The 21,791-nt window shown below is 41.0% G+C and carries 21 protein-coding genes; 10 read left to right on the plus strand and 11 right to left on the minus strand.

Going from position 1 to position 21,791, the window contains the following annotated elements; genetic code table 11:
- Nucleotides 1–38: 38 nt before the first annotated feature.
- From AN389_RS13995 to AN389_RS14005, 3 genes are all read right to left on the minus strand, one after another.
- On the minus strand, nucleotides 39–986 hold the full coding sequence (locus AN389_RS13995) for an alpha/beta hydrolase (RefSeq protein WP_055020078.1): 948 nt from the start codon (nucleotides 984–986) through the stop codon (nucleotides 39–41).
- Between the two features lie 107 nt (nucleotides 987–1,093).
- On the minus strand, nucleotides 1,094–1,951 hold the full coding sequence (locus tag AN389_RS14000; RefSeq protein ID WP_055020087.1) for an MBL fold metallo-hydrolase: 858 nt from the start codon (nucleotides 1,949–1,951) through the stop codon (nucleotides 1,094–1,096).
- Nucleotides 1,952–2,067: 116 nt separating this feature from the next.
- Nucleotides 2,068–3,951, minus strand: coding sequence for an AMP-binding protein (locus AN389_RS14005; protein WP_055020079.1), 1,884 nt, complete (start codon nucleotides 3,949–3,951; stop codon nucleotides 2,068–2,070).
- A gap of 184 nt (nucleotides 3,952–4,135) precedes the next feature.
- On the opposite strand from AN389_RS14005, the gene AN389_RS14010 reads away from it, so the two are divergent.
- Nucleotides 4,136–4,540: an NUDIX hydrolase gene (locus tag AN389_RS14010; protein WP_055015074.1), complete on the plus strand. Its 405-nt coding sequence runs from the start codon at nucleotides 4,136–4,138 to the stop codon at nucleotides 4,538–4,540.
- Here AN389_RS14010 and AN389_RS14015 read toward each other — a convergent pair.
- The 4 genes from AN389_RS14015 to AN389_RS14030 form a co-directional block, all read right to left on the minus strand.
- Nucleotides 4,530–5,618, minus strand: a complete 1,089-nt coding sequence (locus AN389_RS14015; RefSeq protein WP_055015075.1) for a polysaccharide lyase family 7 protein — start codon at nucleotides 5,616–5,618, stop codon at nucleotides 4,530–4,532. The two genes, AN389_RS14010 and AN389_RS14015, sit on opposite strands and share 11 nt — an antisense overlap.
- A 127-nt stretch (nucleotides 5,619–5,745) precedes the next feature.
- Nucleotides 5,746–6,696, minus strand: coding sequence for an alpha/beta fold hydrolase (locus AN389_RS14020; RefSeq protein ID WP_055020080.1), 951 nt, complete (start codon nucleotides 6,694–6,696; stop codon nucleotides 5,746–5,748).
- Between the two features lie 46 nt (nucleotides 6,697–6,742).
- Complete coding sequence (locus tag AN389_RS14025; protein WP_408003058.1) at nucleotides 6,743–7,483, minus strand: substrate-binding periplasmic protein; 741 nt, start codon at nucleotides 7,481–7,483, stop codon at nucleotides 6,743–6,745.
- A 123-nt stretch (nucleotides 7,484–7,606) separates the two neighbouring features.
- Nucleotides 7,607–8,602, minus strand: a complete 996-nt coding sequence (locus AN389_RS14030) for an AraC family transcriptional regulator (protein ID WP_055020081.1) — start codon at nucleotides 8,600–8,602, stop codon at nucleotides 7,607–7,609.
- Between the two features lie 97 nt (nucleotides 8,603–8,699).
- Here AN389_RS14030 and AN389_RS14035 point away from each other — a divergent pair, with 97 nt between their 5' ends.
- Together AN389_RS14035 and AN389_RS14040 are read left to right on the plus strand one after the other, a co-directional pair.
- On the plus strand, nucleotides 8,700–9,146 hold the full coding sequence (locus AN389_RS14035) for an SRPBCC family protein (protein ID WP_055015078.1): 447 nt from the start codon (nucleotides 8,700–8,702) through the stop codon (nucleotides 9,144–9,146).
- On the plus strand, nucleotides 9,143–9,970 hold the full coding sequence (locus AN389_RS14040; RefSeq protein ID WP_055015079.1) for a sterol desaturase family protein: 828 nt from the start codon (nucleotides 9,143–9,145) through the stop codon (nucleotides 9,968–9,970). Before AN389_RS14035 ends, AN389_RS14040 begins: the two co-directional genes overlap by 4 nt.
- Before the next feature lies 1 nt (nucleotide 9,971).
- Here the strand turns inward: AN389_RS14040 and AN389_RS14045 are convergent, their stop codons facing one another.
- The gene (locus tag AN389_RS14045; RefSeq protein WP_055015080.1) at nucleotides 9,972–10,355 is read right to left on the minus strand and encodes a hypothetical protein; all 384 of its coding nucleotides are present in this window, start codon (nucleotides 10,353–10,355) and stop codon (nucleotides 9,972–9,974) included.
- The gene (locus AN389_RS14050) at nucleotides 10,352–10,657 is read right to left on the minus strand and encodes a hypothetical protein (RefSeq protein WP_055015155.1); all 306 of its coding nucleotides are present in this window, start codon (nucleotides 10,655–10,657) and stop codon (nucleotides 10,352–10,354) included. Before AN389_RS14050 ends, AN389_RS14045 begins: the two co-directional genes overlap by 4 nt.
- Nucleotides 10,658–10,928: 271 nt before the next feature.
- On the opposite strand from AN389_RS14050, the gene AN389_RS14055 reads away from it, so the two are divergent.
- Together AN389_RS14055 and AN389_RS14060 are read left to right on the plus strand one after the other, a co-directional pair.
- Nucleotides 10,929–11,348 carry a VOC family protein gene (locus tag AN389_RS14055; RefSeq protein WP_024033213.1) on the plus strand — a complete coding sequence of 140 codons (420 nt, stop codon included), beginning with the start codon at nucleotides 10,929–10,931 and terminating at the stop codon, nucleotides 11,346–11,348.
- A gap of 153 nt (nucleotides 11,349–11,501) precedes the next feature.
- Nucleotides 11,502–12,287 (plus strand): hypothetical protein, encoded by a 786-nt coding sequence (locus tag AN389_RS14060; RefSeq protein WP_235575981.1) that lies wholly within the window; start codon nucleotides 11,502–11,504, stop codon nucleotides 12,285–12,287.
- Nucleotides 12,288–12,312: 25 nt separating this feature from the next.
- Here AN389_RS14060 and AN389_RS14065 read toward each other — a convergent pair whose 3' ends face one another.
- A complete protein-coding gene (locus tag AN389_RS14065) occupies nucleotides 12,313–13,920 on the minus strand; it encodes a diguanylate cyclase (RefSeq protein WP_055018429.1) in 1,608 nt (535 codons plus the stop codon).
- Nucleotides 13,921–14,197: 277 nt separating this feature from the next.
- Between AN389_RS14065 and AN389_RS14070 the strand changes: the two genes are divergently transcribed.
- Nucleotides 14,198–14,644 carry a DoxX family protein gene (locus AN389_RS14070; RefSeq protein ID WP_055015082.1) on the plus strand — a complete coding sequence of 149 codons (447 nt, stop codon included), beginning with the start codon at nucleotides 14,198–14,200 and terminating at the stop codon, nucleotides 14,642–14,644.
- A 69-nt stretch (nucleotides 14,645–14,713) separates the two neighbouring features.
- On the opposite strand, the gene AN389_RS14075 is transcribed toward AN389_RS14070, so the two are convergent.
- A complete protein-coding gene (locus AN389_RS14075; RefSeq protein WP_055020082.1) occupies nucleotides 14,714–17,809 on the minus strand; it encodes a beta-galactosidase in 3,096 nt (1,031 codons plus the stop codon).
- 111 nt (nucleotides 17,810–17,920) lie between these two features.
- Here AN389_RS14075 and AN389_RS14080 point away from each other — a divergent pair, with 111 nt between their 5' ends.
- The 4 genes from AN389_RS14080 to AN389_RS14095 all read left to right on the plus strand — a co-directional run bounded on the left by AN389_RS14080 (nucleotide 17,921) and on the right by AN389_RS14095 (nucleotide 21,785).
- Nucleotides 17,921–18,739: a helix-turn-helix transcriptional regulator gene (locus AN389_RS14080; RefSeq protein ID WP_055015084.1), complete on the plus strand. Its 819-nt coding sequence runs from the start codon at nucleotides 17,921–17,923 to the stop codon at nucleotides 18,737–18,739.
- Nucleotides 18,740–18,819: 80 nt separating this feature from the next.
- Nucleotides 18,820–19,128 (plus strand): hypothetical protein, encoded by a 309-nt coding sequence (locus AN389_RS14085; RefSeq protein WP_055015085.1) that lies wholly within the window; start codon nucleotides 18,820–18,822, stop codon nucleotides 19,126–19,128.
- 150 nt (nucleotides 19,129–19,278) lie between these two features.
- Nucleotides 19,279–20,541 (plus strand): TolC family protein, encoded by a 1,263-nt coding sequence (locus tag AN389_RS14090; protein WP_055020083.1) that lies wholly within the window; start codon nucleotides 19,279–19,281, stop codon nucleotides 20,539–20,541.
- Nucleotides 20,538–21,785, plus strand: coding sequence for an efflux RND transporter periplasmic adaptor subunit (locus AN389_RS14095; RefSeq protein ID WP_055015087.1), 1,248 nt, complete (start codon nucleotides 20,538–20,540; stop codon nucleotides 21,783–21,785). Before AN389_RS14090 ends, AN389_RS14095 begins: the two co-directional genes overlap by 4 nt.
- Nucleotides 21,786–21,791 lie beyond the last annotated feature (6 nt).

Here is a 21,791-nt window from a genome sequence, read left to right on the forward strand (position 1 = left end):
TTTTTTGTGATTACTGATAGGATAATACTTGTAAAAGATTACTTGGCTGAAGCTTGTTTGGTTTTTCTAAACATAAACTCAAGCGGAATGTGTAGACGTTTTGCCCACGCGTTTTCGGTGTGATCTTCACCCGGGAAGTACTGGCTTTGCCAAAGTTTTGCCGGATACTTATGTTCCATAAATAAATCATCAATTTGCGCTTGTAGCTTAGGGTACATGGCATCTAAAGTGCTGTCGCCATAATCAAAATACACCTTTTGGTTACTTAGCTTTACGATGTTGTTGGCAATGTAATTTTTAAACTCGGCAAATACTTCGTCGTCGTGGCTAAAAATACCCGGCCAGTGGGTCGACATACAAATAGCACCTGCAAATTCGTTAGGGTAATTAAGTAGTGTATACCACGATATAAGCCCACCCATGCTAGAGCCACCAATATAGCGGTGCCGCGCGCCTTTATTTACGTTGTAGTTAGACTCAATGTAAGGAATAACTTCTTTAATTAAAAAGCGTGAGTAGTTATCTGAGTAAACCTTAGAGGCAAATAATTTATGGCCTGGGTATTTTTCTAACTGGTACAGGGCGTTTTGCTTTTGCTTGCTTAAGGCCTCAAACGGTTGCTGTGGGTAATATTCGCTGTGGCGGTTTTCTACGGCGTTTGGAATACCTACCACAATAAACGGGCGTACTTTGCCTTGCTCTATTAGTGTGCCCGCTACTTCATCTACGCGCCATTCTTGCTTGTTCCATGTGCTATTTGCATCAAACAACATGCGGCCATCGTGCATGTAGAGCACGTCGTAGGTGGTGTGTTTGTTGTAACCTGGCGGTAGCCAAACATTTAAAAAGCGGTTTTTTACAAACTGTGATTTTATATTGTCGATTACCTCAATGTGGCCTTTGCTTACTTGCACATTGGCCGTGTTTGCATAGCTGGTATGCACTACAAATATTGATAAGCTTAACAGTAAAGCAACTAATTTCATGGTGGCGCCTTAGCATACAAAAAGTGCACTATCACAAGCTTGCGTTGTTAATTCAATGTGAATACGTATGCACTTGTATTTAAGCAACGCATGCATACGCATACAATTTATAAATCGCTGCGCCAGCCCATGCCTGACTCTTCCATAAGGCGCTCGTATACGCCTTCAATATTAAGTGGCAGCCAGGCTTGGTATTGCTTTAAATCTGAAAATTCATCGAGCTTAACGTTTTGTTTTATTTGTTCTAGGCTTTGCCCCGCGAGCGCTGCAGCGGTTACTTGGCTGTAAAGCTGCTCTATATAGCTTAAATAACGTACTACATCGGCTTTATTACCCATATCGGCATGGCCGCCCACAAAGGTATTAAAGTCGTAATTTAAAACCGCTTGGGTTGAATTAATCATACCTTGAATATCGTAGCTCCATAGTTTTTGCCATGGCATTCTGCCAATAACAATCCAGTCGACTACAAATAATGTTTTTTGTTTTTCGAACAGCATACTTAGTGAGCCTCGGCCATCGTTAGGGCCGTGGTAGTTAAGTTTTAAGGTTGAGCCGCCAAGGGTAAGTATTAGCTCGTCATCAAAAGTAAGGTTAGGCATAACCGTTTTTATTTGCGTGTTTTTAATATCTTGCGCAGTAAGTTTGTGTGCTACAAAGGTAGTGTGCGGGCTTTTAAATACCTCTGCACCGTAAATATGGTCGCTGTGATTATGGCTGTATACAACGTATTTAACGGGTACGTTAAAGCGGGTTTTAATTTGCTCCTTTAACCAAGTGGCGGCTTTTTTATTAAGTGGGTCGGTAACTATTGCGCCTTGTGGAGTGATTAAAAATACCGAGCGGTGTCTGTCGTCAATAAAGCGGTGGAGGCCATCGCCTAAATCTTCAATTTCGTAACTTTGTGCCATAAAACCTGTAAGTAGTAGGCTGGTGGCAAGTAGTATTTGTAATAAGCGAGGCATACACATTTCTGTTTAATGTTCTTAGTATTAAGTAAGAAAGTGCTAATGAGTATAAAATTTCAGTCAAAGTAAAAGCCATTTTATTTTAAATATAAAATGGCTTTGTTAGGTTGGATTTAACGCAGGGTGAGTTGTTGGTTTATTTCGTCAAAAATACCGGCATCGTCTATGGTTGAAGGAATTTGTAGTTCGTCGCCATCGACCAATTGACGTAAATTTTTGCGTAGTATTTTACCTGAACGAGTTTTTGGTAATCGCTCTACGCTTACTATCGTTTTAAGGCACGCTATAGCGCCTATTTGGTTGCGTACTGTTTGCACAAGCGCTTGCTCTACATCGGTAGGGGAGCCGGTAAAGTCGTTTTTAAGTACGATCATGGCCATCGGTAATTGGCCTTTTAGTGTATCGGTAACCCCAAACACCGCGCACTCTGCAACGGCAGGGTGGGATGCGACTATTTCTTCCATTTCGCCAGTTGAAAGCCTATGGCCTGCTACGTTTATAACATCGTCTGTGCGGCCCATTATAAATAGGTAACCATCATCATCTATGTAACCACCATCGCCGGAAAGATAATACCCCGGGTACTGAGTTAAATAACCGGTTTTAAAGCGCGCTGTGTTTTGCCAAATGGTGGGTAAGCAACCTGGCGGCAGCGGCAATTTTATAGCCACCACGCCTTGCTCGTTTGGTGCGCATTGCTTGCCTTGCATATTCAATATTTGCACATCAAACCCAGGGGTTGGCACGGTTGAGCTACCTGGTTTTGTTACTAATTCTTCTATGCCTACGGGGTTACAGGCTATAGCCCAGCCAGTTTCTGTTTGCCACCAATGATCGAGTATGGGCAGCTTTGTTTTTTCTTTAAGCCAGCTATACGTTGGCGGGTCGAGCCGCTCGCCTGCTAAAAATATGCGCTTTAAACTACGGGTGTTGTATTGTTTAAAGCCCTCTGCATTTGGGTCTTCTTTTTTAATGGCTCTAAAGGCGGTGGGCGCTGTAAATAATGCATTTACTTGGTACTGCTCTACTACACGCCAAAATGCACTGGCATCAGGTGTGCGAACTGGTTTGCCTTCGTATAATATTGTTGTACAGCGATAAATTAGCGGGGCATACACTATGTATGAATGCCCAACTACCCAGCCTATGTCTGAGGCAGCCCAAAACACGTCGCCGGGCTGCATACCGTAAACGGTTTCCATGCTGTAGTGCATAGCAACGCCATGGCCGCCGTTTTCGCGCACTACGCCTTTGGGCGTACCTGTGGTGCCTGATGTATATAAAATATAAAGTGGATCACTGCCACTTACAGGCACTGGCTCCACTGCAGTGGCTGTTTGCATTGCTTCATCCCAGTTAATATCCCTTGAGGGGATAAGCGTGGCAGCTACTTGTTCGCGTTGGTAAATAACGCAGTGATCTATTTTATGATTGGCAAGAGCTATGGCGTGATCAATCAGCGGTTTATATTCTATTACGCTATCTATCTCTACACCGCACGAAGCGCTTAGTATGAGTTTAGGCTTTGCATCGTCAATGCGTATGGCAAGTTCATGTGCTGCAAAGCCGCCAAATACCACAGAATGTATAGCACCTAATCGGGCGCAGGCCAGCATGCCAATTACAGCTTGGGGGATCATGGGCATATAAATAACAACACGGTCGCCTTTACTAACGCCTAACGATTGCATTACACCGGCAAATTTAGCTACCTCTTGCTGTAGCTGGTAGTAGCTATACTTTTGCTGCGTGTTGGTAACGGGGGAGTCGTAAATAAGCGCGGTTTGCTCGCCAAAGCCGGCAGTAACGTGTTGGTCGAGCGCTAAAAAACTAGTGTTTAGTTGGCCATCATCAAACCAATGGTAAAGGCCGTCAGTGTCTTGTGTGTAGGCGTGTTCAGGCTTTTTATACCAAGGTAGGCGCTTTGCTTGTTCAAGCCAAAATTGTGCTGGGTTTTGTTTAAAGCTTTCGTATTGTTGTTTATATGGGCCTAACATCATGGGCTCCTAATACTAAATGTGTGTGAGAGACCTTACAAAATGTAGGCTTTTTTTTAACCGATAGGTATTCGACTATGGTCGGCTAAAAGTTAATCAACAATTTGGGGTTAAAAATACAAAATTGACAATACAAAGCGTGTAGCTCAGCATGGCGAGCAATTAAAATGAGTGAAAACAATTTATGAGTAACACAGTACGAGTAGGCGTGGCGGTTATTATTATGCGCCAAAACACTATTTTATTAGGTGAGCGAATAGGTGCACATGGTGCAAATACATGGGCAACGCCTGGCGGGCATTTAGAGTTTGGCGAAAGTGTTGAGCAATGCGCAATACGCGAGGTATTTGAAGAAACAGGGCTAAATGTGAGTAAAATTACTAAGCTTGATTTTACTAACGATATTTTTAGTGCTGACAATAAACACTACATTACTTTATACGTAAAAGCCGATTACGAAGGCGGCGAACCTGTGCTAAACGAGCCAAATAAATGTATGCAGTGGCGTTGGTGCGATATTAATAATTTACCATCGCCACTGTTTACATCACTTAAAAACTACTTAACGACAACAACCCTTACGGCTTAGTTGACGGGCTTAATACTAATTTTTTAAAGCTCACTTGGGCATAATCACCATTTTGTTTGTCGGTGGCCCAATCGCCTGTGCCTAAACAACCTGGGTACCAAATACCTTTAGCACTTTTGGTGCTACATTGGTTATATGCACCCGCTTTAAAGTAATGCCAATCGGCAGCATAGCCATTGGGGTGATCTTTTTCATCTACTTTGCCATAGGCATCTATGTTATTGCCCAAGTTAATTGCGTAGTTAACGTCTTTTTTGCCTTGTGCGCTAAAGGTTAAGTACATCACGTTTTTATGTACGTTTACTGTGTAGCTAAAGTCTTCGCCAAGCGCTATGCCCGCCACACCGGGATCGTTTGGGTTTTCCCACGTGTTACCCCAAACAGGGTATGTAATGTCGGTACGGTTAGGATCTTTTTTTGGTAAGTTACGTTCGTAGTTCCAAAAAACAGATCCGGTTTTATGGCCAGGCCATTTTTTATAATAAATTTTAAGCGGTTCGTTACCCCAGCCAAAACCCAGTTTTGTATCTATTAGGGCTTGATCCTTACCTGCGTGAATTTGCCCTACTACCACAGAATAAGCGGCTTTTTTATTAGGATCGTTAGCGCGAAGTGCAACATGATCAACCTTTAGGGTGGCTTCCATTTTCCCGCCTACCGAGCCAAAACGCTCCGATAGCGGGTGTACAGCTAAGGCAAAGTTATTTTTTGAATTTTTAGTTTTTATTTTGGTATTTGTGCCGCGGATCATTTGTCTTAACTCACTGCGGGTATTGGTTGAGTTGGCGCTGGTAAGCGCTTTATTTGGCGAGGTAAATACCATATAGCCTTGATCATCAAGGTAGAAAAAATCAGGGTGTGCGTAGGTTTGAATCTCTTCAACATCGATTGTATCTATTTTTCCATCGTTATTAAGATCGACAGGAACGTTAATTTTCCATTGCGATAAATCAAATTTTGACGCAGGTACTGCGACATTACTATCAACAGGTGTAGTAGTACTGGCACAGCCCATAAATAACAAAGGGGTAACAGCAGCCAGTGCTGTGAGTTTAAAAGTAGATGTTAGATTTTTCATTGTTGTCTCTGTGTGATGATTTTAAAATGAACGATATTAACGTCGCTTAACTTTAATCTAACATACCAATTTAAAATATCAACATTACCAATTTTGTATTTATGTAATTTTTATAGTGCTATTTTGGTTATACCAATGTGATTTTTTGTTGATTTTGTTTTTTACGTTTTTTATTTAAGTGTTTGCGCTGCGCTTTTTTTACATGTTTAACTATCCACTTTGTCATAAGGGGCATAAGTTCTGGCGCAAAGTTATGGCCCATCCCCGGGACTACTCTTAACTTGGCTTTTTTTATAAGGCTTGCCGTTTTTTTGCCTGCACTTACGGGTATTACCACATCGTCGCTGCCATGAATTACTAAAGTGGGCGTTTTAATTTTACGAATTAAATGTTGTCTATCTTTACTCGCGGCCATAGCAATAAGTTGGCGTTTGTAGCCATTTGGATTATGCGCGCGTTCTACAATTTGCGTTGCATGATGGCGAAGTGCGTCTTCTGATTGAGGGTAAGCGGGGCTTCCAATAAGTTTGTTAAGTTTAATGTTGTAGTTTATTGCCTCATCACGGCTGGATGTTTTGGGCTTTAATTTGGCAAGCTTTATAAATACGCCAATGCTTTTGGCACTCAGCCTTGGCAGGCTAGAGCTTGACATAATCGTGGTTAAACTTAGCACCTTTTTTTTATGTTGAGCTGCAATTAGCTGAGCAATCATACCGCCCATAGAAGCACCTACAAAATGCGCTTTTTTTATTTTAAGCGCCGCCATAAGCGCCAATACATCGTTTGCCATATCATCAAGTAAATAGGGCGTTTGCGTGCGTATGGGCAGGCGTTTACTTAACCACGATTTAAATAAACTCGGGCTAGGGTGATGCTCTAAATGGGTAGATAGGCCAGTATCGCGGTTATCAAAGCGTATAACCCTAAAGCCTTTTTTTACTAAGGTGTAGTAAAGCGAGTCTGGCCACACGGTCATTTGTGCGCCTAAACCCATAATAAGTATGATTGCGGGGGCTTTTTTATCGCCTTCGTCTTGGTAACTGAGTTTTATACCCTGAGGTGTTTTAATTAATCGCATAGCCAACTAGCAATGTTTACGTTGCTAAAATTATAGACCCTGTTTATTACAACTTGTTGGCAGTAGCCGGAAGCGGTAGCTGCCACTTGGTTAAAATAGCCTGGTATTCACCGTTTTCTTTTAGCGTGTTAAGTGCATGGCTAATAGCGCTTGCGGTGTGTTTATCTAAGGTTTTGTTGGCACTAAAATATAATTTTGAAGGGTAGTCAGTTAAATGAATTCGCTTAGTTATTAAATTGGAATTTAGGCCTGAGTGCTTTAGCTCGTTATTTAACGTAAGTGTGTTGGTTAATACAAAATCGATGCGTTTTTTATAAAGCATTTGCCATAGTTGTTGATAGTAGCTTACAAGAACTAGGTTTTCACCTTCAACAAAACCGGCATTCTTTAAATAGTTTGCACTAGAATAGCCACGTATGGTGGCTACTTGGTAAAATTTTGCGTGGTTGAGATGGGTAACTTCGTCTGTACGGTTTTTTAAACTAACCAAATACGCATCAGCGAAGTATGATTCACCTAACCAGGTGTATTGGCTTGCCCTAATGGGGGTTTTTAAAAGAGACAACGCAATTGCATTTGGGTTGTTTTTAAGCATTGTAAAAATACGCGCCATCGGGATTATTTCAAACTTGGCGGATAGCTTTGTGTGTTTAATGGTGGCTTTGGCTAAATCGATTAATGCGCCGTCAGGTTGGTTATTTTCATTTATAAAATGATAAGGCGGCAGGTCTTCTGCGATAAAGGTAATGGTCTGTGCGTTGCACATAACGCTATAAAGCATAAACATACAAATACTCATAACAACACGCACAAATATAACCCACATTTTTATTATTATGTGCTCTAGTTTAAAGAGTGTTGATTAAAAGGTATACCATTAATGTTTATTTATTGTGAGTGGCTATGCCGATTATTTACTTTTTATAAACTGTGTGGGTGTGCAATAGTGCCAACGTAAAAAGGCGCGATTAAACGAGCTTTGATCTTTAAAGCCCAACAGGTTAGCGAGTTCGCTAAGTGGGAGCGTGCCAATTAACGTGTGGGAGCGGTTTTTTCTTTCTTGTTCGAGCAATTGCGCAAAGGTTACATGTTGTTTTTTTAAATGACGTTGTAGCGTGCGCGGTGTTACGTTTAATGTGCTTGCAACACTCATAAGCTGGCAATTTTGTAGCGTTGTTTTAGTAGAAAGTATTTGTTTAACTTTTTCTACAAGGCTTTGATGGCTTTTAAAGTGCGATAACTGCTGCTGTGAAAGCTGCTTAAATGTAGCATTTACAATGGCGTTGTCGGTTTTAAAGGCAAGGTCTAAATAACGACTGGGAAAGCTGATTTGATTATGTGCTGTACCGCTTGTAACAGGGCACTTAAACCACGTCTCTAACTGATGTGTGTGCTTTTTAGGCCAATTATGTATAAAGCTGATACTGTTTGGGCAAAGTGATGCGTTTATTAGCTGGCGAATAACGCTTACCCAAGCGGTCATGTTTCGTAGTACAACTTGTTCATTACAATGAGGATGGGCATGCCAGCGAACCGTGGCGGTGTCTGCAGTTTGCAAAAACTGCGCTTTACCAATATCTGCCACTAAGCTGTCGTAATTTAACAGTGCCTTTATAGCGTTACTTAGCGTATCGCTCGATTCAATTAAATAGCCCAATATACCGTAATCAGCGGGGCGAATGTGCATACCTAAAGTAAAACCAAACAGCGGATCGTTTAGCGCTTTTTGGCCATACTCAAGCAGCGCATTGTAACTTTGTAAGCTAATACGCGGTGCTAGTTGCTGACTACGCTGGCGACTAAATTCAGTAAACCCGATGGCGTTAAGAGCTGTATTAGAATCAATACCTTGAGTTTGCAAGTAATCTAAAATGCTCGAAAAATAATGATCAGCCAGTGTATGCATTTGTCGTCTAAAGCTAAAAAATGGTCGTGTATGAGCAAGCTTGCCATGTTCAATTTTTATATGCTAGTTACATGAGTAATTATCTTCGCTGTAACCAATGATCTTTATATCAATAAAACAAACGCTTAATGCAGAACCTTTGCAAATAATAACCACCTTGTTGGATCATCAGCAGTTAGATCGTTTTTTTAATGCCAAGTTTGAGCTAATACAAACACAAAATAGTGGTGAGCTAAAAGGTGGTAAAGGCGCCATTAGGCAAGTAAAAATGGCAAATGCCACGTTTAATGAGCGTATAATAATGGCTAACCCCAGCCATATTTGCTATCAAATAATCGGTGATAAGCCTGTGGCACACCATCAAGGTGATATTTATTTAGTTGCTAATACAGGCGCTAAAAGTAGCACTACCGAGCTTACTTATTGTATACGCTGTAAAGCGCCGTGGTGGCTGCCAAATGCTTTGCTAAAACACCTAATTAGTAAAGATATAACCCAGGCATTAATTAAACTGCAGTATTACTTTATGGCGGGCAAAGTATGAACTCAGAAATTATTTTACTTGCCCTAAGTCCTGTGTTTTTAGTATTTGTGTGCTTTGAATTTGGAAAATTTAAGCGCTATTACAATATAAAAGATAGCCTAGCAAACACTGTTTTAGCCTTGCTGCACCAAGGCGCGGATGCAATAGCATTGCTGCTACTTATGCCATTTTTTTATATGCTTTACGAATACCGCTTATTTGATATAAAGCTAAGTGTATTAAGTGTTGCTTTTGCATTTTTGCTGCAAGATTTTTTGTACTATTGGTTTCATCGTGCATCGCACCATATTCATTGGTTGTGGGCGGCCCATGTGGTGCACCACAGCTCCACTAAAATGAATTTTACCACTGCATTTAGGCAAAGCATAATGTACCCAGTAGCCGGCATGTGGGTATTTTGGCTGCCTATGATACTGCTTGGCTTTGACCCTTTAACCGTATTTAGCGTAGTGGCCCTTAATTTGGCGTATCAATTTTTTGTGCATACGCAAATCGTAGGCAAGTTAGGCTGGTTTGAAAGCGTATTTAATACGCCATCGCACCACAGGGTTCATCATGCAATTAATAAGCATTACCTTGATAAAAACTTTGCCGGTGTGCTTATTATTTGGGATAAATTATTTGGCACATTTGTAGAAGAAGCCAAAAATCAGCCCTGTAAATACGGCATCGTAGGGCAGCTAAATAGCAATAACCCACTAATAATAACGTTTCATCAGTGGGCTCATTTATTAAGAAGTACCTATACGGCGAAAGGGTTAAAAGCTAAATGCAAAGTGCTATTTGGCTACCCAACTAGTAGTGTTAAAGTTAAAAACGAGTGATTTAGCCAAGTGGCTTTTTACTTCTTGGCGCGCCGAGTAAAATAAACATATGGCAAATACAAATAGATAAAAACGCACTTACCCCTAGCGCACCGCCATAACCATCAAGCTTTGGGACTAGGTATTCAAATAAAAACGAAAATAAAATAGATGAGCTGGTAACGGTATAAATACCAAACCTATGTGGGGCACTCATGCCTATAAATGTGCCGCCAAAAAATACGACTGAGTATAAGTCAGGGTTTAGGTTTAAAGCAGTTAATAGTAAATAAGCAATAATAGAAAGCGACGCCGAGGCTCGTATGCCGTCAAAACGATTATGTTTGGCTAAGTAAAACGTTAAAAATGCACCTAATAAGGCTATAAATGGGTATTCTAAATTCATAAAACCACTCCTTTAGCCAACATAAATAAAGCCACGCTTGCAAAGGCAACACTGCCAAGCTTACCGCCAAATCCGGTAAACATATTTATGGTAAGCACATATAAACTGGCGCCAATAACTGAAATTATGGCTATCTCCCAATAACTTGTAATCAAGTGCGTAGAGCACATGCCGGCAAAGCTACCTGCGTAAATAGCCGCATAAGGGTGGTTTTTATAACGCGCAGGAAAAGGAATAAACGAGCCAATAAGCCCCGTTAGCGCCGCCGAAATAACTAAAGGCAGAGCAAAAGTAGTGTGCATGGCAAAGCAGGCAACAAAGCCTAAAAAGAAAGTTATAAACTTTAAAAATAAGAATTTAATCATAGTGGCGCATTTTAAACTAATCCTTTTACGCTTTCTAACTATCTCTAATAAATAAAATGTGGGGGCTAGCGTTAATTGTTATTAAGACTATTTTTTAAGCTTTGGTGGTATTAACTATGCTTATTTTTGGCTGTTAATGTTTCATAAATTATATTTTATGTATAATAGAGGTTATTAATATACAAATTTAAAAGATTAAAGGTAATTTATGTCTAACTGTTTGCACTTGGCTATACCCGCGGGCGATCTAAAAGTGGCTAAAACGTTTTACTGTGATGTGCTTGGCTGTAAAACAGGGAACAGCGAAGAAGGGCGCTGGGTAGACATAGACTTTTGGGGTAATGAGCTCACATTACACCAAAGCGAAGAGCGCCTACCCACTGTGCGCCATGATGTAGATATGGGGGCTGTGGCGGTACCGCATTTTGGTATTCACTTATCAGAAGACGAATTTAACGGTTTAAAAAAACGTATAGAAGATGCGGGGCTTGAATACCTAGACAAACCTTATCGTCGTTTTGTTGGTGATGAGTTTGAACAAGAAACCTTTTTTATCGAAGATCCAAACGGCAACGTGCTTGAAATGAAAACCATGGTAAACCCTGAGGTTTTATTTAAAAAAGCATAAGCAATATTTATTTAAAAAAAGGCCACTTTTGTAGTGGCCTTTTTTGTACCTATAGGTGAAAATAATTACACCGTATGAGTGATATTTATTCACTCTACAGTACGGACTTTAAAACGTAGACTAACACGCAACTCTCATACTTTATGGTTGTTTATGTTGCTGTTAAAACTCACCTTTGCGCCGATACTTTTATTTTTTATTCACTATGCCCAAAAACGCTTTGGCAGCTTTGTAAGTGGTATTATTCCTGGGTTACCTATCACATCAGGCCCTATTAGTTATTTCATTGCGCTTGAGCAAGGTAAGCTATTTGCGAGTAATTCAGCTGTTGCGTCGCTGTATGGCATGAGCGGTATTGGCTTATTTTGTTTTTGTTATGCCGCCATGCTTGCAAAATATGGGGTCGTTAAAGCGCTGTTTGCTGCATTAATACTGTGGTGTACTTTTAGTGCATTTACCTTGTTATTCCCGGTGAGTATTGCCTTTGCATCGCTGCTTTCGCTAGGAACATTATGGGTGCTTGCGCTGGCCTCAAGTAAGTTAAAGTTTGCGCCCGATGCTAAACCTTTTATCGCGGCCTGGGAGCTGCCTGTAAAAATGCTATTGGTCAGTTGCTTTATTGTTTTAGTTACGTTTTTATCAGCAAATATAGGCGCTATGTGGAGTGGCTTGCTATCTACCTTCCCGGTGATATTAGCGGTAATGGGCAGTATTGCGCATGCTAGTAATAAAAAATACTCAGCGTATAAGGTGCTTAACGGTGGCATTATTGGCTCGTTAGGCGGCTGCGTATTTTTTGCTGTAATTGCACTGGCGCTTAAGTTTGAATTTGTGATTTGGCAGGTATACGCTGCGGCTGCAGTGTGCTCAACGTTGTTTACCATTATTATGAGCCACTATGTAAACCGTAAACAATTTGCAAAGCCGGTTACGGTTTAATAGCAATAAGCTATATTGCTTAAAATTAGCCATCTACTAATGTGAGTGGCTTAACTTTTCGTTGTAACTTTTCATGGTACATGGCAGTGTCGCCCGCTTTTAAAATTTCATCAATAGAGTAGGGCGGTTCACTAAATACGGTGGTTCCCACGCTGGCTTTAATGGCAATAGGGTCGTTGTTGTGATTTATTGTGAGCCTATTTAAGGTGGTTTTTAAATGATGAGTTTTAGGGCTTACCTGCGCATTTTTATAAAAGTGCGCTAGCACTACAAATTCATCACCGCCTAAACGCCCTACAGCATCGTTGCTGCGAACACTACTTTTTAAGCAAGTGGCGACTTTGCATAAAGCATCGTCACCTACGGCGTGGCCGTAGGTGTCATTTATTTGTTTAAAGTCATCTAAATCTATATACATTAAGCACAATACACCGCCTTTTTTAGTGTGTAAATCTATAAGCGAAGATGATTTTTTAGCCCAGCCTCTGCGGTTTAAAATACTACAAAGAGGGTCGTAGTCGGCTTCGGTCTCGGCGCGCTTTTGTGCGATTCGCATGCGGCTAATACGCCTTGATACCGCAACGGCTAACAAAAATGATTCAACCGCAAATGCTAACACAAACCCATAACGCTGCATAAACGGGCTTTGGTTAATAAGCAGCACCCTAAAGATCATACTGACTAACACAAGGCTAAGCGCTACAAAAACGAGTGTTGCTTCACGTACCCCCTTGAGAGCTTGCATAGCTGCCAGTGTAAAAATAACAGCCACAATAAAGAGTGAACAATAAGACATCACATACCCTGCTATTGTCCAAAAAAACAGGTTTGTAAATAGCATTTTAAGTACTGCACTTAGCATGACAGCACAGGCTAATGCTTTGAGTAACTTAGTTAATCTAGGCCAGCGTTTGTTTGTTTCTAGCAAAGCGAGCATAAACCATGTGGCACTTAGCACAGTTAAACCAATACTGAGCAGATATAAATTAAAAATAACGCCAGATACATGCTGTGTTACAAATAAATACAGTTGCCCTTCTTGTAATAAAATAAAGCTACCAATACAAAAAATATAAATGCTGTAGAGCTTAAATACACTTTCGTTAAGCCTGTGCCCCATTATTAATACATAAAAAATAAGCGTTATGCATAGCCCATAAAATGATCCCATAATCAGCGAATGTTGCTGCGTTTTTTCAAAATAAGTATGGGTGTGTTGCCATTTAAATCGCGGTGTGTAATTAAGCTTTGACTCTAATGTTATTGTGGCTGTAAAGGTACCTGAGTCCATTAAATAGGCGACTTGGCCTGATTTTAATGGCGCTTTTATCGTATTTTTTTGCCGCCAAGTAAAGCTATCAAGTCCTGGGCGCAAAAAACTGAGTACGCCAGCGTTTTCAAGTGAGCAATTAATTTGGTATTGATTAACACCGCGCTGAGCTGTCAGTTCAGAAGGAGTATTTACCTTTAGCACAGAGGCCGGCGTGGATGAATTTAAGTGCTTTATTTTGCATACATCGGCAGCATGAGAATCAAAAGTAATAAATAATGCGAGCAAAAGAATAAAAATAAAAAAGAACGCTTCTTTATTTTTAGGTGGGAAAAAAGTCAATCTATTACTTTCATAGCTCATAAGCGGATCCAATTTTTTACTACTTTTTTATACTAGCAGAGCCGCACTATTTAGCTATTAGTTTACTGTTTAATAAGGTTTAAAACTGCGCGATTAAAATCACTCTTACATGTGTAAGTGCTCTATGTACAAAATAACACGCTCAACAACTCAACTTTAAACGTAGTGTTTATAATTAACCAATAATATCGATATTAATGTTTTTAAATGATGATAGTAAACTGTGTTCATCGGTTAGCAAAACTAACACCTTATAAATTTACACAGGATAAAACGCATGACACTACTACAAAAAATATTAAACTCTAAAGCAGGCGCAGCAGCACTTATTTTACGTGTACCAGTGGGTTTAATTTTAGCAGCGCACGGCGCGCAAAAATTATTTGCTTGGTTTGGCGGTTACGGCCTTGAAGGCACAGGGCAGTGGATGGCAAGTATTGGCTTAGAGCCTGGATACTGGTTGGCTTTAATGGCAGGCAGCGCTGAATTTTTTGGCGGTATTGCATTAGCACTTGGTTTATTAACACGCCCAGCAGCCATAGTTACGGCGTTTACAATGTTGATTGCTATATTTAGTGTACACATTAACAATGGTTTATTTATGGCTAACAATGGTTACGAATACGCACTTACTTTATTAGTTGTAACTGCTGCGCTTGCTGTACAAGGGGCTGGTAGCTTTTCGGTTGATAGTGTTATTGCTAAAAAGCTAGCTGATAAATAGCTCCAGGAATTTATAGTTAAAAAATAGCGGCTAATTTAGCCGCTATTTTTGTTTGAGTTGAGGGCTATATTATTTAGTCAAAAAAGTTAAAGAGTAGTTGAACTGCTTTTGCTCAAGTAAATATTCTTTATGGGTACTAGGGCTCCACGAATCATCGCCGCCAACACCCATATGTTGATGATCAATATGGATATGTAAGCAATCATCAGCTACTAGCTCATTAGTGTGCTTTGCTTGCGATAACATATTTTGTGAGTACTCACTGGCCGCAAATAAAAACGCACCAGTTACGGTTAAATTATTAACGCTTAGTAATTGGCAATCACTACGTACGCCGTTATCGGTTGGGAATATATACGGTGTATGTAGCTCATTTAAGCATAAGCTGTAATAACCTAAACGCGCAGCTGCTTTGCGATCTGGGTAGTTTTCAAATGGGCCTAAACCAAGCCAATCTACTAGAGTATCGCTTTGTTTATTAAGCGTTGTGCTTAACCCTATACGCGGCATGGGCGGCAAAGCATCGTTTAGTTGCACATCAACATTTAAGTTAATTGCACCTGTATTATTAAGCGTATAAAGCCATGTAGTTTTTGCTTGTACTGCGCCATTAAATCCATAACTAAATACACAGGTAATACGTATATCTACTTTTGATTGCACAACTTCAAACAAGTGACATGTACGCTGCCACTGGCCAAGACCCGCTCTTAGCCAGCGCGCTTCCCATGCGTTAGGGTCTAAGTTGTCTACTTCGCTTACGCCTATGTCGTTATCAAGCGCTGCGCGGTAAAAATTATCAACTAATGGGCTTTTAATAACTGGGGTTTTATTGTGTAGCCATTGCTCAATAAGGCCTGTTTGACTATTAAACACTAGTTTAAAGCTATCGCCTTCAATACTAAGCTGTGTGTTAGTTTCGCTAATATTTAGAGCACCATGTGCTGAGGCTACAAAAGTGGGCTTAAATGTATCAGCGTTTAAACTTTGGCTATTTATAAGCTTAAATTGCTCGGTGTTTAATACATGCTCGGCACTTGCAAAGCTTGAGTCGTTAATCAATGCTACATCTAAATTAAGGTGATATTGCGCACCGGCTTTAAACACCGTTTTTGTATTAACAGTGATTGTTTGCGTGCTTTGTGGAGCAATATTAATAACTTGCTCGCCTTGCTCTATACATCGCCCATTTTCTATTAACTGCCAAACCAGCTTTTCGTTATCTGTGTGTCTAAATACATAATCGCTAAATACATCAATGCTGTATTGGTTTTTAGCTTGCTCACGCAGCGTAAATTGTAAATGCTGCTGGCTGTATTTAGCTTCAAACAAGCTTGGATGCGGCGTGCGATCTGGAAATAATAAGCCGTTAATACAAAATTGGCGGTCGTTTTGTTCATCACCAAAATCGCCGCCGTAGGCCCAGTAATGCTCTCCGTTTTCATCGGTTTTAGATAAACCTTGGTCTACCCAATCCCAAATAAAGCCACCTTGCAAACGCGGGTACTCTCTAAATGCTTGCCAGTAATCGTCAAAGCTACCTAGGCTGTTACCCATTGCATGGGCGTACTCACATAAAATGAGTGGGCGCGTTTCACCTGGAAGGCTTAACCACTTTTTAATAGAGTATTTAGGTACGGCGTCATCGGCAACATGCGTATCTACACGGGCATACATGGGGCAGATAATATCGGTTGCGGTGGTATTTGCGCCGCCACCTTCGTATTGCACTGGGCGCGACGGGTCAAAGCTTTTTGACCAGCCATACATAGCATCGTGATTTGCGCCGTGCCCGCATTCGTTACCCAATGACCAAATAATAATAGAGGCGTGGTTTTTATCGCGCTCAACCATTTGTGTATAGCGCGACATAAATGCACCAGCCCATTGCGGATCGCTGGCAAGCCTACCCATAGGAAACATGCCATGGGTTTCTATGTTTGCTTCGTCTACTACGTATAAACCTAGTTCGTCACACAGCTCGTAAAAACGCGGGTGGTTAGGGTAGTGAGCAGTACGTACAGCATTAAAGTTATTTTGCTTCATCAGCTTAATATCTTCAATCATGTTGGCGGTGCTAACTGTGTGGCCGTTTTCAGGGTGGTGTTCATGGCGATTAACACCGCGAATAAGCAGCGGTTTGCCGTTTAAGCAAAGCTGCCCGTTCAGCATTTCTACTTTTCTAAAGCCAATGTTGTAGGCTTCAGCCTCTACGGTGTTGCCTTGTTCATCTAACAGGCTTACAACACAGCGGTATAAATAAGGGGTTTCAGCGGTCCATTTTTTAGGGTTTTGTATATCAATTGTTTGAAATACAACATCGCTCCAGCCGCCTTTTTCATCAACACGTTTATTGTTAGTGCTTTGGATTTGCGGCTCACACAGTGCTTGTTCACCATCAAAAACCTGTACGGCTACTTGGTAGTTATTTGGCGCATCTATTGCCGTTTTTATATGTAGTGTTGCATCGCGATAACAGGCGTCTAAATCGGGGGTTATAAATACATCGCGTATTTGGTGCTGGGGTTTAGTAAGTAAATTAACATCGCGGAATATACCGCTTAGCCACCACATGTCTTGATCTTCTAGGTAACTGCCATCGCTCCAACGAATTACCATAACCGCAATGCGGTTAGTGCCTGCAACTAGTAAATCGCTTAAATCAAATTCACTGGGTAAGCGGCTATCTTGCGAGTAGCCCACCCATTGGCCATTACACCATAGGTGAAACGCCGAGTTTACGCCTTCAAAAATAATATGATTACGCTGCGCTAATTGATCTTCCGTAATAGTAAACTCAGTGCGGTAGCAACCTGTTGGGTTATCGCTTGGTACAAATGGCGGGTTTACGGCAAAGGGGTATTTAACATTACAATAAATAGGTTTATCAAAGCCATGTAATTGCCAGTTAGAAGGCACTGGAATACGTTGCCAGCCGTTGGCGAGTGTTTCACTTAGCAATGACTCATCAACCGCTTCGGGTTTATCAAATAATTTAAAATCCCACTGACCGTTTAAATTTTGCTTTTGTGATTGCGTGTTTGTAAGGGCATGCTCAACCGTTTTAAAACCATTAAGAGGGCTGTGCGCTTTTACTTGATTAACTTGCACCGAAATTGGATTTTCCCAATCGCGACGGTTAATTATGTGCTGAAGTGAGTTCATTTGTGTCCTATTGCATGTGTGGCAATTGTAGTGGCTTAAATATAGCTAAAATAATGCATTGAGGTTATGCTTAAAGCTCTCTTGTATTTATCCAAAACTATCATTTAAATTATGCGCAACACCATTGTAGATGTACTTGATATTGGCCCCGAGTGTACAGAGCGGTTTATTGATGTAGCGGCGCTCGCTCAAGCCCCAGATCTGCACATAACACTAGCAGGGTGTTCTAATTTATCGGGGCGATATTGTGTTGCGCGCTCATCGCCTTTAGAGCACACCCTGTTTTATACATTGTCAGGCCAAGGAAAGCTTACAACAGAACATAACAAATATACGTTGACAGAAAATACGCTGATTGTGTTACCTGCTAAGCAAGGCTTTGAAGTGAAAATTGATGCTCCGCATTGGGATGTTATTTGGTTAAACCTTGCAAATACTCATCGTTGGAAGCACTTAAATTTGACTGAGGCGCTTGTACTTTATGAACAAAAATTAGAGTCATTGCATTTAGCTATGGAGCTTTTATACAGTGAGAAAAGCGCTACTTTACGTGAAGGCGTTATGCCTATTTTAAGCCATTATTTAAACACTACGCTGCAAAGCGAAGCGCAAATAGGCGGGCAAAACAGGTTAACCAGCTTGTTTTTAGAGATAGAAGAACGCCTGCAGTTTGATTGGACAATAGAGGCTATGTGCGAACACGTGCATTACTCAGCGCCGCATTTACATAGGTTATGCCAAGCACAATATGGCAAAAGCCCAATGCAGCAGCTAATTTATTTACGTATTAAACGAGCTAAAAGCTTACTACTAAATACCCGCTGGCCAGTTGCTCATATTGCCGCTTATGTGGGGTATCCTAATATATTTAATTTTTCTAAACGGTTTAAAAAATCAGTGGGTGTATCACCAAGCGAATTTAGAAAATAACGTGAGCGGCTCTCTACATTTGAATAAATTTAATGTATTGTGCGCTTTCTTAAATTGCATTTTATAGTTTTAGGTAGGTAATGCGCTCAAACTACTTTTTAGTTGTGATACTTTTAGTGCTTGTGCATAGCTTTATTAGCTGTGACGCTGCTGCGTATCATTTACAAGAAGAAGTAGATCATGCCACGCATATTCACGCTCATAGCGATACCAATGACGATGATGCGCAATCACCTACTGAAATTCATGCCCATCAGCACTGCCACTGTGGCTACTACAGTACAATAAATCATTCTATAAGTCCTGAGCAAAGCCAAGCCACAAATACTGCCTGTTACAATGGTTTAAATTACCCACCAGATGTTCCGCCACCCAATTTTTATAGCTAGATTCTAACTTTAAATACTTTTGTACATTACAGTCTGCGCATAAGCGTTGTTAGGCTAGTTGTGTGCATATTTAGGTTGCTTGATTGCGCTTGTTATTAAAGCAAGCACTGTGATTAAGCCAACTCTGTTTGTTAAAAACGGACCTGCTATATGAATAAAAAAACACTAATGCTGGTGGCGCTACTGTGCGCACTACCAGTTCATAACGTTTTGGCAAAAAAAGCGCCTCAAAACGTATTAACGCTACAACAAGCGCTTAAAAATACCGAGCAGCAAAATGCCCTGCTTAAACGTTACCCGTACCATCAAAAAATATTAACAGCGCTTAAAAACCAAGCTGCGCTTTCGCCAAACCCTGAGCTGAGTTTTGAAGCTGAAAATTTTTTAGGAACTCACAGCTTTAATGCCTTTTCGGGGGCGCAGTACACACTGGCTTTAAGCCAATTAATAGAGCTAGGCGAAAAACGCCAAAACCGTATTAATTACGCTACTGCAAATATTAAAGCGCAAACAATTGAGTATAAAAACACTCGGTTAGCACTTTTAGCCACCACCGCTGAGCGTTATTACCAAGTACTAAAATTTCAGGCGTTAATTACGTTAAACAGTGAGCGTAAACACACTGTTGAGCAGGCGCTTAACGCAATTGAAAAGCGTGCTAAAGCAGGTGCTGCCTCAAGTGCTGATGTAACTCGTATGCGCTATGCATTAAGCCAAGTAGATCTAAATATGCTCATGTTAAAAAGTGAATTTGAGCGTGCCCGTTTAGCGCTTAATGAGCTTTGGCAAAAACAGGTATATAGCGATTATTATGCAGGTGATTTAAGTTTCATTGCCCCTCTTAAAAGCGAGCAAGCACTGCTTGATGCGGTTAATAGTGCCCCTGAGTTTGCATTGTTACAACAACAATATGTGCAACAAACTGCCAACTTGGCACTGCAAAAATCTACGGGTCAAAGTGATTTAACGCTAGGCGGCGGTGTGCGTTATAACCAGCAAGCTGACGCCAGCTCGTTTGTGTTTTCGTTTTCAATGCCGCTGCAATTAAGCAATTCTAACAGTGGTAATATTGAGGCGGCGCAGCATCAACTTACCTTACTTAATGAGCAACAAGGGCAATTGCGTATACAGTTGCGCCAACAAATACGCACGCTGTATGCGTACTACCAAGGTAAAACTGAGCAGGCACAACTTTTAGCGCAGCACGTTATTCCTCAAGCGCAAAAGCTTATAGAACAAAGCTTAAAGAGCTATCAACAAGGGCAAATATCGGTATTGCAATTGCTAGACGCGCAGCAAGCTTTATTTGATTCTAAACGCGCTCTTATCAACACCCATAGCGAACTATATCAAGTACTACTTACTCTTGAGCGCTTAACTGGCCAATCTTTAATTGAGACTCATCAATCATGAACAAAACACTTATCGCATTATTAGTTACGCAATTTTTTGCATTCCCATTATTAAGTAGCACGGCTATGGCGTCGGCTAATCATCACGCAGAAGGTCATGAAGAAGGCCATGAAGATGAACACCAAGTAAAAGGCCCTCATGGCGGGTTTTTACTCACCAATAACGCGCTTGATTTAGAGCTTAAATTAACTCAGTTTGCTGGTAATACCGAGCTACGAGTATACGGGTATGATAACGAAGATGCTGTGGATATAAATCAGTTGGACGTAACCATAAACGTACAGCGTTTAAGTGAAAAACCACAGCTTATTCGCTTTAAAGCCGAAGATGACTATTTGGTCAGTACCGTAAGCGTGAATGAGCCGCACTCGTTTAAGCTTGATGTAATGGCAAGTTATAAAGGGCAAAAAATTAACTACCACTATGAGCAAGAAGAGGGGCGTACAACCCTAAGCGAGGCAGCAATTGAACGTGCTGGTATTAAAACCGAGATTGCAAAAGCGGGTAGCGTTGAACTAACCGATACTTTATTTGGTGTTATAGCACCCACTGCGCAAGGCAGCGTTGAAGTAATGGCGCCTTACATAGGTTTAGTTAACGATATATTTGTAAGCATTGGTCAACACGTTAAAAAAGGCGATAAACTCGCAAGCATTACCAACCGTGAAACACTGCAAAACTACATCATAAAAAGCCCAATGACAGGCGTTGTTACCGAGCAATATTTAAAGCGTGGTGAGCTTGCTAGTAGCGCGTTAATGCAAATAGTCAATCTTGAAACGGTATGGGTTGAGCTGTCGGCGTTTCCTGAAAATATTGAAAAACTTGCCATAGGACAAAGCGCCAAAGTATACGACCTACATCATCATTTACACGCACAAGGTGAGGTGTTTTTTATCGCGCCTATGATGACGGGCGGACATATTGCACGTGCGCGTATTGCGCTTAAAAATCCTGACGGCCATTGGCGTCCAGGCATGCACGTAAATAGCGACGTTAGTATCGCAAATGTAAATGCTGCAGTGCGAGTAAAGGCTACTGCTGTGCAAGAGTTTAACGGTAAACCGAGTGTGTTTATTAAAAGCGGCAATGTGTTTGAAGTACGCCCTGTAAAACTTGGTGCTAAAAACAGCGAGTGGGTAGAGGTACTTGAGGGGCTGTCGTCAAACAGTGAGTATGTAACGCAAAACAGTTATGTAATTAAAGCCGATATATTAAAAAGCGGCGCAAGCCATTCACATTAGGAGGCA

The sequence above is a fragment of the Pseudoalteromonas sp. P1-7a genome, from assembly GCF_001401855.1.
Lineage (GTDB): Bacteria > Pseudomonadota > Gammaproteobacteria > Enterobacterales > Alteromonadaceae > Pseudoalteromonas.